Consider the following 13,530-nt stretch of genomic DNA (forward strand, 5'->3'; position numbering starts at 1 on the left):
GGGCTCTGATGCGCTTGGAATTTCGGTAGTGCTCTGCTTTTTAAGGATTCTTCGGTGCGTAAATATTAATAGAACCTTAATGTTAACTTTTTGTTAACCATTGCCTAGGCACTTTCTACCTAGTTTAATTTACTAAATCTGTTCTCATAGGTTGTGCTGTCAGATGGCCTTAACTGATCTTCCGATGTTTCAGGCGTTGCGCCAAAAGATGCAATGGCACCAACAACGTCAGGGTGTACTGGCTGAAAATGTTGCCAATGCAGATACGCCTGGTTACCGCAGCAAGGACCTGAAGGATCTGAGCTTTGGTGACATGGTCCAGGCCGAGGCTGGATCTGGTGCGTTGCGTCCTGTAGCGACTAATGCCGGGCACATTACAAGTGGCGGGATCAGCGCTGGTGTCGGGACGAAAGTAAGCAAGGCTTCCAGCTTTGAAAGAACTCCAGACGGCAACAGTGTGGTTCTTGAAGAGCAGATGATGAAGATCGCCGAGAACCAGATCGACTATCAGACAGCAACAAGCCTTTATACGCGTAGCCTTGGTATGTTCAAGACCGCGCTGAGACGATGAGTGAGAGCAGTTGCCTTGGTGTGATGAGCACTGAGGTTAATGTGGGAGGAACCCATGGATTTTATTAAGTCGATGTTTATTGCGGCGTCCGGGCTGAAGGCTCAGACAGGTCGCATGCGGGTGATCGCAGAGAACATTGCCAACGCTGATTCCACCGGCCAAACACCGGGTGAGGATCCGTATCGCCGCAAGGTTCCCACATTCACAAACAGTTTTGACAGTAAGGTGGAAGCTGAGCTGGTGAAGCTTGGCAAGGTGCGTGAAGACCAGAGCGAGTTCAAGCTTCGGTATGAACCGGACCACCCGGCTGCGAATGACAAAGGCTACGTGAAGATGCCGAATGTGAGCACGCTGGTTGAGATGGCGGATATGCAGGAAGCGACCCGCTCTTACGAAGCGAACCTGAATGTGGTGAAGTCTTCACGTTCCATGATGCAGAAAACGCTCGATATTCTTAGAGGTTGATGACCGGTTGGCTGACACCGGAAGGAGATACAATCATGTCTAATGCTTCTATTGCTGCAAGTGCTTATGCAAACACAGCAAAACTGAGTAATCCACTTGAAGCTGCCAGTGAGAGCGGTGACAAAAGCGGTGCTTTTGGCAATATGGTGCAGTCTGCGATCAGTGAGATCAATGAGGGCGGTCAGGTTGCTGACGTGCAGTCCCTTAACCTGTTGCAGGGCAAAGCCAATGTGGTGGATGTGGTGACAGCGGTTGCTGAGACTGAACTTGCTTTGGAGACCGTTGTTTCTGTTCGTGACCGCGTTATTTCTGCGTATGAAGAAATTATGCGGATGCCAATCTAACTGCTTGGCTATATGTGTCGGTGCCAAGATGATGAGCGAGAGGGTGGTTAAAGCAGGATGAGCGGAGCAGAGGTGCTGGATATTGCCAGCGAGGGCATATGGACGCTTATTCTGGTGTCGTCTCCTGTGATGCTTATTGGGCTTCTGGTTGGTGTGATTGTAGCGCTGTTTCAGGCGCTGACACAAATTCAGGAACAGACGCTGGTGTTTGTTCCTAAGATCCTGAGTATCTTTATTGCGTTGCTCGTGACACTTCCTTTCATGGGGGAGTTGATGAATTCTTTTACAAACCGCATTGCCGGGTTGATTATCTCCGGATATTGAGCGAGATACAGCGCAGGGCGGCGCGCATTCTGGGGGCAAATTTGTGACGGTCAATCTGGATTTTCTACCGGTGATCGTTATGGGTTTCCTGCTGATGTTTGCGCGCATCGGCACAATGTTTATGCTCGTGCCTGCCTTTGGCGAATCCTTCATTCCAGTCCGAGTCCGTTTGACCATCGCGCTTTTGATGACTTACGTGCTGGCGCCCATCAATGCTGATCTTTATCCGCCAGATGCCATGAGCAGTCTGCCGCGCCTACTGGGTTTGCTGGGCGGAGAGCTTTTGGTGGGGTTCTTCATCGGTCTGTCGATGAAGCTGATTTCCTACGCCCTTTCTACTGCTGGTACGATCATGGCCAACCAGTCCGGCCTTGCCTTTGCGATGGGCGGCGATGCGACGAACTCTGGTCAACAAGGCGCGTTGATGGGCAACTTCCTGAACGTGCTTGGCATCTGCATGGTGTTTGTGACCAACCTGCATTATGTGATGATTGCGGCCATGCAGGATAGCTTCACGCTGTTTCCCCCCGGTAATCCGTTACCGGTTGGGGACCTCTCAGCGCAGGCGATTGCAACGGTGTCGCACATGTTCTCTGTCGCCCTTCGCATGGGTGCGCCGTTCATCGTTGTCGGGATCGTGTTTTACTTCAGTCTGGGCCTGCTGAATAAGCTGATGCCACAGATGCAAATCTTCTTCATTGCCATGCCGGTCAATATTCTGATCGGGTTTGGTATCTTCCTGCTGCTGCTTTCAACGCTGATGGGTTTTTACCTGACGGAGTTCCGAAATGCGCTTCAGCCGTTCCTGCTGAATTAACGAGGGATGTGATGGCTGAAGATACCGACGATTCGGAGAAAACCGAGGACCCCACCCAAAAGCGGCTCGATGATGCATTCGAGAAAGGGGACATACCGAAATCGCAGGAAGTGAGTGCCTGGTTCTCGTTGTTGGGGACCGCTTTGGTGATTTCTTTCCTCGCGCCTGCGATGGTTGGGGGTATTTCTACCATTTTAAAGGGCTTTTTTGCCCATGCAGACACGATTGCTGTTGATCCGGGTGCTCTTGTTTTCCTTTTAGAAATAACTGGGCCTGAAATACTTGGTGTGGTGGCACTGCCGTTGCTCACACTTCTGGTGCTCGCCGTTGTTGGCAATGTGGTTCAACACAAACCACTTTGGACAGCTGAACGGTTGAAGCCGAAGTTGAACAAGATCTCGCCGCTTTCAGGAATGAAGAGGTTGTTCTCTAAAGACAGTCTTGCGAACTTTCTGAAAGGGCTCGTAAAGATCATTGCGGTTGCTGTGGTTGTCTTTCTGGTGCTGTGGCCGGAAAGAGACCGTCTGGACACAGTGGTGTTCAGAGAAACGGGCCTTGTGCTGGAGGAGGTCCGCGAACTTGCTATTATGGTGATTGGAGCAATTCTTGCGCTTATGACTGTTGTTGCCGGAGCCGATTTGGTGTGGCAACGGAAAAAATGGTTCGAAAAGCAAAAGATGACCCAGCAGGAAGTTAAAGAGGAATACAAGCAATCTGAGGGTGATCCCAAGATTAAAGCCAAAATTCGAGAGTTGCGCCTTCAGCGTTCACGCAACAGAATGATGGCAAGTGTGCCGGATGCGACGGTTGTTATTACAAACCCGACCCACTACGCGGTTGCCCTGAGTTATGAAGAGGGCATGGGAGCACCGCAATGTGTTGCGCTTGGGGTGGATGAACTGGCGCTCCGCATACGAGAGGTTGCGAAGGAATCCGATGTGCCGATCGTGGAGAACCCACCGCTGGCACGTGCGTTGTATGCAACGATAGAATTGAATGATTATGTGCCTGAGGAGCACTACGCCGCGGTTGCGAAGGTGATTGGTTATGTCATGCAACTGCGTAAAAAGAAGAGCTGGCGGTCTTAACGGCACATGCGTGCCGGAGTGTCGGCTTTGGAGCGGACTATTCTCATGGCGCGATGGAGTCAAATCGTCTGCGGGGCAGCCGTAGAGAGGGTAAGATGACGAAGACCGAAGCGCGGCGACCTGAGCCGGTGATAGACAGGACAGACAAGGGAGGCAGCCTTGGGGCCTTGATGCTGCTTGCATTAGGACTTGTTGCAGCGACAGCCGCCTTCGCGTTGATGCGCAAGGAACAGGCGGAGCCCTATATTTTGGGGCTCCTGGGTGTTCTGGCCGTTGTCGGGGTGTTCTCTCTCTTTGCTATGGCCATTGGCCTTTTACGGTTCATCTCCAAAACCCATCGCAATCCACTTGCTGAATCCTTCATGAACTCGCTTGATGATGGTGTTCTGCTGGCTGATCATAATGGCCGTATCATCTATGCCAACCAGTCCTATGCTGAGTTGACGGGTGCGCGTGGACCTGCGGATGTGCGCACGGTGGAGCGGGTGTTTTCGTCAGACCCGGATGCTGCTGATGCCATATTCCGGCTGTCGCAAGCGGTGCGGAGCGGACGATATGCAACAGAAGAAGTGCGCCTGCCGAATGCGGTTGGTGAGGTTGCCAGCGGGGCTCGTTGGTATCGCATCAGTGTTCGGCCACTGGATCAGGATGCAGCGGTTGGCGTTGAAAGCGGCATCACCATCTGGCAGGTCTCTGATATTACGCGTGACCGAACCGAACAGGAAAACTCCTTCCAGGAGCTGCAGAGAGTTATCAACTTCCTTGACCATGCGCCCTGCGGGTTCTTCTCCTCTGACAGCACAGGCAAGCTGGTCTACTTGAATGCGACACTTGCTGACTGGCTTGGCTATGATCTGACCCAATTCATCTCCGGCGAACTGTCTTTGAAAGACATCGTGCGCGGAGAAGGGGCAGCTCTTGTTGAGGCGCTGCTGGGCTCTGAGGGTGAAGTTAAGACCGAGAGCTTTGATATTGATCTGGTGACCCGCAATGGCACCGGTCTGCCTGTGCGCCTTGTGCACCGTGTTCCGTTTGGAGCTGATGGGCTTGCTGGTGACAGTCGTACGCTTGTGATCAATCGCTCTGCGGGCAATGATGATGAAGAGGCGCTGCGGGCTGCAGAGGTTCGCTTCTCACGCTTCTTCAACAACACACCTGTCGCGATTGCCTCTATCGACAAGAATGGCCTTGTGGAGCGCACCAATGGCCCGTTCATGCGTTTGTTCGAGCAGGGTGAAGGCCTTGGCAAGGATGTGAAGCTCACCGAGTTCGTCGTTGAAACTGACCGCGTTGCTCTGCAAAGTGCGCTGGAGGAAGCTGCGCTGGGCAAGAGCGAGATTGCGCCGCTTGATGTCTCGCTTAAAGGAAATGGCGATCCGCGCTCCGCGACCTTCTACGTTTCTGCAGTGCAGGACAGTCAGGCCGGTGAAGATGCTGCGGTGATCTATGTTCTGGAAACCACCCAGCAGCGCGCGCTTGAAGCTCAGTTTGCCCAGAGCCAAAAGATGCAGGCGATCGGTCAGCTGGCGGGTGGTGTTGCGCATGATTTCAACAACGTTCTGACTGCTATTATCGGGTTCTCTGATCTGCTGCTGGCAAGCCACCGGCCTACAGATCCGGCGTTCCAGGATATCATGAACATCAAGCAGAATGCGAACAGGGCCGCCGGTCTTGTGCGTCAGTTGCTCGCGTTCTCCCGCCGTCAGACCTTGCGCCCGCAGGAGCTCGCACTTGCTGATGTGCTTGCTGATGTTTCTATTCTTCTGGACCGTCTGCTTGGCGAGAAGATTGAGCTGAAGTTGGTACATGGCCGGGAGCTGTGGCCTGTGATGGCGGATGTGAACCAGCTTGAGCAGGTGATCGTCAACCTTGCTGTGAACGCCCGTGATGCGATGGAAGGTGGAGGCGAAGTCTCCATCCGCACGCTTAATGTGGAAGAGGCTGTTTCCAAAACCTATGAGAACACGCGCGGTATGCCACCGGGTGAGTATGTGCTCATTGAAGTTGCCGATAATGGCCATGGCATGTCGCAGGACGTGATGGACAAGATCTTTGAGCCGTTCTTCTCGACCAAAGATGTTGGTAAAGGAACGGGTCTTGGGCTTTCCACTGTTTATGGCATTGTGAAGCAGACTGGTGGCTATGTGTTCTGCACCAGTGAAGTTGGTGTGGGTACGACGTTCCGCATCTTCCTGCCGCGTCACATCTCCACTGAAAAGGAAGAGGTGGTTGAGGTTAAGCCGGAACAGGAAGTAACAGAGGCTGACCTGACTGGTTCGGCAACCATTCTTCTTGTTGAGGATGAGGAGGCTGTGCGAGCCTTTGCTGCGCGCGCATTAGGTGGCCGCGGCTATGAGGTTTATGAAGCAGGTTCCGGCACTGAGGCATTGGAAGTGATGGAAGAAACAGGCGGGGCGATTGACCTTGTGGTTTCTGACGTGGTGATGCCGGAAATGGATGGGCCAAGCCTGCTTATTGAGCTGCGCAAGACGCGTCCTGACCTGAAGATCATCTTTATCTCTGGCTATGCTGAGGATGCCTTTGAGAAGAACTTGCCTGCTGAGGAGAGTTTCACCTTCTTGCCGAAGCCGTTCACACTCAAGCAGCTTGCAACAACCGTGAAAGAAACTCTGGAAGCCAAGACGCAAGAACGCGCCTAAAGCAGTTCGCATTTAAGTTGAAACATCTGAACTGCTTTAGCCTTTGTTTTTGCGTATCTTTATCCGAAAACCGGTTTCCACTTTTCGGAGATACGCTGTAGTTTCTTACTCTTTAATGCAAAAGGCCGGAGAGCTGTGAAGCTTTCCGGCCTTTTTTTGAATTCTTGATGCTTAGCAGCCTGCAGATGATTCCGCATTGGACTTCAAACGTTGAAGGCTCTGCATGGAACCCGGATTTCCTGGAAGTTGGAAAGACTGTTCTTGCGGGGTGTAGATGTTGTTGACCAGTGCAAGGTCCTGAACAACATTTGTACGGCACTGTGCGCCAGAGAAGCGCACACGAATGCGGTAGGCGCGCTCACCGGAGTCAGAGGCGCCGAACTCGTTATCTAAAACAGCGTTTTCGCCGCGTACATAGCTTTCCATCACCACCATGTTTTGTTCGTTCTGCTGCACGATGGTGCCGCGTGCGCTTGCGCTATCGACCAGTGTTTTGCGAACAGTTTCAGGAGACGCGTTGATCTGAATGGTTTGAGAATCTGCGTCCGCGCGAATAGTTGGCTGACCACTGCGATTGGATGGGCCGCTTTGGCAAGCCGCGAGAGCTGCAGTTAATCCGATAAAAATGAGTTTCTTCATAGCGTAAATCCTGCGGGTGACAAAAACAGAAGCAGCTGCCGCCAACCGCGCAATTCTGTTTGGCGTGATTTCAATGGAGCCACCCATTAAATGGGATCGGCCTTTCTCGCATATGCCCGCCTGATGGCGTTTTGATGAGCACTATATGACCACAAGATGCAGATGCGCCAATAGAAACACAGAGATGTAAAATTCTATAGCTTTAGAACACCTAAAATAATCGGGACCGAAAAACAACGGAATCTTTCGATCAAAGAGATGTGAAAGTCTCTGCATGATTTGAGTTGACTACACGTGTCGGGGTGCTTTTGAAAAATGGTGCTGATCGTACATAAAAAATCCGGATTGGAAGGGCCAACCCGGATTTACATTATTTCTTGGGTTAAAAGTTGCTTACGCAGTCAAACCACAAGCGATTTTAGTAGCAAGCTTTGCGTTGTTTTTAACAAGCGCAATGTTGGTTGCGAGGCTGCGGCCATTGGTGCGCTCGAAAATGTCTTGCAGCACGAATGGGGTGACTTGCTTGCCGGTGATGTTTTGCTCTTCTGCTGCCTGAATGGAGGCATCGATGAACACCTGCATTTCGTCAGATGGGATTTCATCTTCAACAGGTACCGGGTTGGTGACGAGCATGCCGCCGTGGTCGCCAAATGTTTCGCGGAACTTGATCAGTTTTGAGATGTCTGAAGCATCGTCCAGGCTGTAGGGCGCTTTGATCTTTGAATCGCGGGACCAGAAAGCAGGCACGTTTTCACAATTGAAACCAATGACCGGAACGCCGCGTGTTTCCAGAACTTCCAGTGTCTTTGGAATGTCGAGCAGGGCTTTTGCACCTGCGGAAACAACACAAACTGGAGTGCGGGACAGCTCATCCAGGTCTGCTGAGATATCGAAGCTGGTTTCTGCGCCTTTATGGACACCGCCGATGCCACCGGTTGCGAACACGCGGATGCCAGCTGCGTGTGCTGCCATCATGGTTGCAGCTACGGTTGTGGAGCCGTTTTTACCCAGCGCCATAGCGAAGGAAAGATCTGCGCGGGAGCACTTCATGACGTCTTTGGCGTTTGCCAATTCTTCCAGAGTGCTGTCTTCCAGACCCACATGCAGCTCGCCGTTCAACACAGCGATTGTCGCAGGGACTGCGCCACCGTCACGGATGATCTGTTCTACTTCGCGGGCAGTTTCAACGTTTTGCGGGTACGGCATGCCATGGGTAATGATGGTGGACTCCAACGCAACAATAGGGGCGCCATTGCTCAGAGCATCTGCAACTTCTTTTGAATGATGGATTTTAATTGAACTTCCCATGGTTTTCCCAGTCTTTCGTATGTTGTTGGTGCTTAGGCATGTTCTAATAAACGAGCTTTAAGCGATTGGGGTGAAAGCGTTTCTGGCGCAGCGCCGGTCGCTTCCACTGTAATTGATGCAGAGGCAAGACCGCTTTTTACTGCTGAAACCGGGGCTTCATTGAGGCAACTTGCATAAAGAAAGCCTGCAATGAAGGCATCACCGGCACCGGTGACATCTACGGGAACAACAGAAAATGGAGTGTGCGAGCTTGTGCTGCCTGCACAGTGAAGAGCCAGCGGCTTGTTGGAATTGCTGACCAGAACAATTGGAATGCCTGCAGTTGCCAGCTTTTGAGCTAGTTTTTCTGCTGAGAATTCTCCTGGTTCGCACTCCAAAAGAGCTGTGGCTTCATCTGTGTTGGTAAAAAGAATGTCGATTTTTGAGAGGAGGGGACGCAGTTTGGGCGCCTTCGCAATTGAGACGGTGTCTGCTGCGAGAAGGCGATGCTCCTTGGCATTGGCAAGTGAGAGAAGCGTTGCTTCTTCCAGATTGGTTTCACAGAGCCAGTTATCGCAGTCCAGCAGAGCCTGCGGGATTGGATTTGCTTCTGAGAAACTTACCTTTGCTGTGATCTCACTGTCTGAAATTGCGGAGAACAATGTGCCATCCGGATTGTGAAGCGCCAGATAGGATCCTGTTCGACCGTCTGCGACAGTGGTGATACTGGAGGTATCAATCCCGCAGTCTGTCAGACTTTTTGCGAGGTATGCTCCGTCTGCATCGTCCCCCAGACATCCATGCATTGTTGGTTGCATGCCCAGCCGGGCCATTGCGCGTGCAATGTTTGCTCCAACACCTCCAGCACGGGACATAATTTTCCCGGGTGTTGAGGTGTCCGGCTGGAATGGTCGATCTGCATGGGCAATCCTGTCCAGATGGATTGCTCCGATTACTCCGACCTTTTTAGTGGACATAACCAATTCTCCTCCCGACATCGAAAGACAGTTGATATGCAATGTGGTTGGCCAAAGCAAGCTACGAGCAAATACAGACTGTGGGTGATGTATCAAAAGTGCATTTTGCTGTTTGATTCCAGATGCGTTCCTCCAAACAGGTGTCGGGAAAAGTTATCTACATGTTGAACAATAGGAGAACACATTGAAATTAATCCATTTTTATTAGTTAGTTATCGGGTATTGCGAAGTTGGAACAAAATGAGTACAAATAACTGACTTTGAAACTACGCGTCCATCGTGGAATAAGGGATGAGAACGTATGGCACAAACTTCACTTCGCCTTGTTGAGGGCAATCAGATGGACAAGAATAAAGCACTGGATGCAGCGCTTTCCCAAATTGAACGAGCCTTTGGTAAAGGCTCCATTATGCGCATGGGCCAGGGACAGGCCGTAGAAATCCAGAGCGTCTCGACTGGTTCTCTCAGTCTTGATATCGGCCTTGGAATCGGCGGACTGCCAAAAGGGCGCATCGTTGAGATCTATGGACCTGAAAGCTCCGGTAAAACCACGCTGGCTTTGCACACAGTTGCCTGTGCGCAGCAAGGAGGCGGGATTTGCGCCTTTATTGATGCTGAACATGCGCTGGACCCGATTTATGCACGCAAGCTCGGTGTGAATATTGATGACCTGCTCATCTCTCAACCGGATGCTGGTGAACAGGCACTTGAGATCGCCGATACGCTGGTTCGCTCTGGTGCGATTGATGTGCTGGTGATCGATTCCGTTGCTGCGCTGACGCCAAAAGCTGAACTTGAAGGTGAGATGGGCGATTCGCTCCCTGGCCTACAGGCTCGTTTGATGAGCCAGGCGCTGCGCAAGCTGACCGCTTCTATTTCCAAATCCAACACTATGGTGATCTTCATCAACCAGATCCGCATGAAGATCGGTGTGATGTTTGGTTCGCCTGAGACGACAACCGGTGGTAACGCACTCAAGTTCTATGCTTCTGTGCGTTTGGATATCCGCCGTATCGGTGCGATTAAAGATCGTGACGAAATTGTTGGTAACCAGACCCGCGTGAAAGTGGTGAAGAATAAGCTGGCGCCTCCATTCAAGCAGGTTGAGTTTGACATCATCTACGGTGAAGGCATCTCCAAAATGGGGGAATTGCTGGATCTTGGTGTGAAAGGCGGCATTGTTGAGAAGTCTGGTGCGTGGTTCTCTTACAACAGCCAGCGGCTGGGGCAGGGGCGAGAGAACTCGAAAACCTTCCTGAAAGAGAATCCTGAACTGGCGGACGAGATTGAACTTGCTATCCGACAGAATGCAGGTTTGATCGCTGAAGCAATTGATGATCCGGAAAAAGCTGCGGAAAACCAATAGAGTTTAGAGGGGCTGGATTTATCCAGCCTCTTTTTTTGTAGGGTTTTATGGACAGATTTGCTGCATATGGCTAAAACGCGGCAGATACTAATTTTTTGTTGCATCGTTTTTGATGCGCATACCCTGCAATTTGGCGGCTGTGATTGTTGAAGTAGCTGCCCACTAGAAAACGAGACGGACATCAATACCTATGAGTGGCGTCAACGAAATTCGGTCGGCTTTTCTCGACTACTTTGCAAAGAACGGACACGAAGTTGTTCCTTCCAGTCCACTGGTGCCACGCAATGATCCGACATTGATGTTTACAAATGCGGGTATGGTGCCATTCAAGAACGTATTCACTGGTTTGGAAAAACGGGATTACGTGCGTGCAACATCTTCGCAAAAGTGTGTCCGCGCTGGCGGTAAGCACAACGATCTGGACAATGTTGGCTACACTGCGCGCCATCACACCTTCTTTGAAATGCTGGGCAACTTTTCCTTTGGAGATTACTTCAAGGAAAACGCTATTGAGCTGGCGTGGAATCTGATCACCAAAGAATACGGGCTGCCGGCTGACAAGCTGTTGATCACCGTTTATTCCGAGGATGAAGAAGCATTCAAGATCTGGAAGAAGTTGACTGGCTTTGCTGATGAGAAAATCATCCGCATCCCAACCTCAGATAACTTCTGGGCCATGGGTGATACAGGTCCTTGTGGCCCATGCTCCGAGATCTTCTACGATCACGGCGAACATATCTGGGGTGGCCCTCCAGGATCTCCTGAGGAAGATGGTGATCGCTTTATCGAGATTTGGAATCTCGTGTTCATGCAGTACGAGCAGCTGCCAGAAAAGCGCATTGATCTGCCTCGTCCGTCCATCGATACGGGCATGGGACTTGAGCGTTTTGCTGCGATCATGCAGGGCGTGCATAACAACTATGAGATTGACCTCTTCAAGGCGTTGATTGCGAGCTCTGAGCATCTCACTGGTGTTGAAGCTGTTGGCAAAGCGCAGGCGAGCCACCGGGTGATTGCAGATCACTTGCGGTCCATGGCCTTCCTGATTGCTGATGGTGTTCTGCCGTCCAATGAAGGCCGTGGTTACGTATTGCGCCGCATCATGCGCCGCGCGATGCGCCATGCAAACCTTTTGGGTGCACAAGAGCCGGTCATCTTCAAGATGCTGCCTACTCTGGTTCGTGAAATGGGTCAGGCGTTCCCTGAGCTGCCACGTGCTGAAAAGCTCATTGAAGAGACAGTTCAGCTGGAAGAAAAGCGTTTCATCAAAACTCTTGAGCGGGGTCTTGGCCTGCTGGAAGATGCGACCAGTTCTTTGGGCTCCGGTGATCAGCTTGATGGTGAAACAGCGTTTAAGCTTTATGACACCTTCGGCTTCCCGCTCGATCTGACACAGGATGCATTGCGCAGCCGTGAGATTGCGGTTGATACCGATGGATTCAACACCGCCATGGAACGCCAGCGTGCTGAAGCGCGTGCGGCGTGGTCAGGTTCCGGTGATGCTGCAACAGACGCCATTTGGTTCTCCATCAAGGAGAAAGCAGGCGCGACTGAGTTCCTCGGTTATGAGACTGAGAAGGCAGAAGGCGTTGTTTTGAACCTTGTGAAGGATGGCGAAGAAGTTACTTCTCTGAAGCAAGATGAAGAGGGGTCTTTGATCCTTAACCAGACACCGTTCTACGGCGAATCCGGTGGTCAGGTTGGCGACTGTGGTACTATGATTGCAGATGGTGTTTCCCTTGCTGTCACCAACACGCAGAAGAAAGCTGACGGCCTGTTCGTCCATTTTGTTCGTGTTGAGAGCGGTGAAGTTAAGGTGGACGATGCGCTTGAGTTGGTTGTTGACCATTCTCGCCGCAGTGCTATTCGTTCCAACCACTCCGCAACGCACCTGGTTCACGAAGCATTGCGTGAAGTGCTTGGTACTCACGTTGCTCAGAAGGGCTCTCTGGTTACGCCAGAACGTCTGCGTTTTGACTTTTCGCATCCAAAGCCTGTCAGCGCTGAAGAAACGGTACGGGTTGAGGCTCTGGCCAACGAGATCGTGCTGCAAAACGGTGCTGTTGAGACTTCTTTGATGGAAGTTGATGAGGCGATCGAAGCTGGCGCGATGGCTCTGTTCGGTGAGAAGTATGGCGATGAAGTCCGTGTGGTTTCCATGGGTACGGCGACTACTGGCGAGAAAGCCGGAAAGTCTTACTCCGTGGAACTTTGCGGTGGTACGCATGTGAAGCGCACTGGTGACATTGGTCTTGTGACTGTTGTTTCTGAAGGTGCTGTTGCTGCTGGTGTTCGCCGTATTGAAGCGCTTACTGGTGATGAAGCACGTAAGTATCTGGCAGAGCAAGATGCGCTGATGCGTGAGAGTGCTGGTTTGCTTAAGGTTGCTGCAGCTGACGTTCCTGCTCGTATTGCAAGCTTGCTGGATGAGCGCAAGAAGCTTGAGCGTGAACTGACTGATGCGAAGAAGAAACTTGCGATGGGCGGTGGCAGCTCCGATGGGGATGCCGGTGTTACTGAAGCGGGTAAGTTTAAGCTTATGGCTCGTGTTCTTGAAGGCATCAATCCGAAGGATCTCAAGTCTGTTGCCGATGAAGGCAAGACTGCGATTGGTTCCGGTGTTGTTGTGCTGATCAGCAAAGCGGAAGACGGAAAAGCTGCGATCGTTGTTGGCTCGACCAAGGATGTGAGTGAGACAGCCAGTGCGGTTGAGCTTGTTCGCATTGGTTCTGCTGCTCTTGGTGGTCGTGGCGGTGGTGGCCGTCCGGACATGGCGCAGGCTGGAGGCCCGGATGCAAGCAAGGCTGATGAGGCGATTGCTGCGATCAAGGCTCACCTTGAAACGCTTTAATACCGAACCAAAGATCTAAGAGTTGCAAAGGGGGGATTTAATCTCCCCTTTATTTTTTGCCAGTTACTTTCGCTGGGTGCCTCTTTTTGCGGTTTGCGTGGGCCTGTAAAATGGTGAAGGGAGGTTTATTGCTGTTGGGAT

The 13,530-nt window shown here is 51.7% G+C and carries 12 protein-coding genes; 9 read left to right on the forward strand and 3 right to left on the reverse strand.

Annotation, left to right across the window (positions count from 1 at the left end):
- Nucleotides 1-163: 163 nt before the first annotated feature.
- The 7 genes from flgB to cckA all read left to right on the forward strand — a co-directional run bounded on the left by flgB (nt 164) and on the right by cckA (nt 6,269).
- Nucleotides 164-571 carry a flagellar basal body rod protein FlgB gene (gene flgB / locus PsW64_RS09730; RefSeq protein ID WP_082827033.1) on the forward strand — a complete coding sequence of 136 codons (408 nt, stop codon included), beginning with the start codon at nt 164-166 and terminating at the stop codon, nt 569-571.
- Between the two features lie 39 nt (nt 572-610).
- Nucleotides 611-1,036 carry a flagellar basal body rod protein FlgC gene (gene flgC / locus PsW64_RS09735; RefSeq protein ID WP_057462615.1) on the forward strand — a complete coding sequence of 142 codons (426 nt, stop codon included), beginning with the start codon at nt 611-613 and terminating at the stop codon, nt 1,034-1,036.
- Nucleotides 1,037-1,071: 35 nt separating this feature from the next.
- The gene (locus tag PsW64_RS09740) at nt 1,072-1,380 is read left to right on the forward strand and encodes a flagellar hook-basal body complex protein FliE (RefSeq protein ID WP_208860463.1); all 309 of its coding nucleotides are present in this window, start codon (nt 1,072-1,074) and stop codon (nt 1,378-1,380) included.
- 57 nt (nt 1,381-1,437) lie between these two features.
- Nucleotides 1,438-1,704, forward strand: a complete 267-nt coding sequence (fliQ, locus tag PsW64_RS09745) for a flagellar biosynthesis protein FliQ (RefSeq protein WP_057462613.1) — start codon at nt 1,438-1,440, stop codon at nt 1,702-1,704.
- Between the two features lie 43 nt (nt 1,705-1,747).
- Entirely contained in the window at nt 1,748-2,521 is a 774-nt protein-coding gene (fliR, locus tag PsW64_RS09750) for a flagellar biosynthetic protein FliR (RefSeq protein WP_063289596.1), read from the forward strand.
- An 11-nt stretch (nt 2,522-2,532) separates the two neighbouring features.
- Nucleotides 2,533-3,609, forward strand: a complete 1,077-nt coding sequence (flhB, locus tag PsW64_RS09755) for a flagellar biosynthesis protein FlhB (RefSeq protein ID WP_057462611.1) — start codon at nt 2,533-2,535, stop codon at nt 3,607-3,609.
- 95 nt (nt 3,610-3,704) lie between these two features.
- Nucleotides 3,705-6,269, forward strand: coding sequence for a cell cycle histidine kinase CckA (gene cckA, locus PsW64_RS09760; RefSeq protein WP_063303470.1), 2,565 nt, complete (start codon nt 3,705-3,707; stop codon nt 6,267-6,269).
- A 171-nt stretch (nt 6,270-6,440) separates the two neighbouring features.
- Here the strand turns inward: cckA and PsW64_RS09765 are convergent, their stop codons facing one another.
- From PsW64_RS09765 to PsW64_RS09775, 3 genes are all read right to left on the reverse strand, one after another.
- On the reverse strand, nt 6,441-6,908 hold the full coding sequence (locus PsW64_RS09765; protein WP_063303579.1) for a hypothetical protein: 468 nt from the start codon (nt 6,906-6,908) through the stop codon (nt 6,441-6,443).
- Nucleotides 6,909-7,301: 393 nt separating this feature from the next.
- Entirely contained in the window at nt 7,302-8,216 is a 915-nt protein-coding gene (locus PsW64_RS09770; RefSeq protein WP_063303471.1) for a pseudouridine-5'-phosphate glycosidase, read from the reverse strand.
- A gap of 32 nt (nt 8,217-8,248) precedes the next feature.
- Nucleotides 8,249-9,172: a carbohydrate kinase family protein gene (locus PsW64_RS09775; RefSeq protein WP_063303472.1), complete on the reverse strand. Its 924-nt coding sequence runs from the start codon at nt 9,170-9,172 to the stop codon at nt 8,249-8,251.
- Between the two features lie 301 nt (nt 9,173-9,473).
- Here PsW64_RS09775 and recA point away from each other — a divergent pair, with 301 nt between their 5' ends.
- The gene (gene recA, locus PsW64_RS09780) at nt 9,474-10,538 is read left to right on the forward strand and encodes a recombinase RecA (protein WP_057462600.1); all 1,065 of its coding nucleotides are present in this window, start codon (nt 9,474-9,476) and stop codon (nt 10,536-10,538) included.
- A gap of 190 nt (nt 10,539-10,728) precedes the next feature.
- Entirely contained in the window at nt 10,729-13,389 is a 2,661-nt protein-coding gene (gene alaS / locus PsW64_RS09785) for an alanine--tRNA ligase (RefSeq protein WP_063303473.1), read from the forward strand.
- Nucleotides 13,390-13,530: the final 141 nt, after the last annotated feature.

The sequence above is a fragment of the Pseudovibrio sp. W64 genome (assembly GCF_001623145.1).
Classification (GTDB): Bacteria; Pseudomonadota; Alphaproteobacteria; order Rhizobiales; family Stappiaceae; genus Pseudovibrio.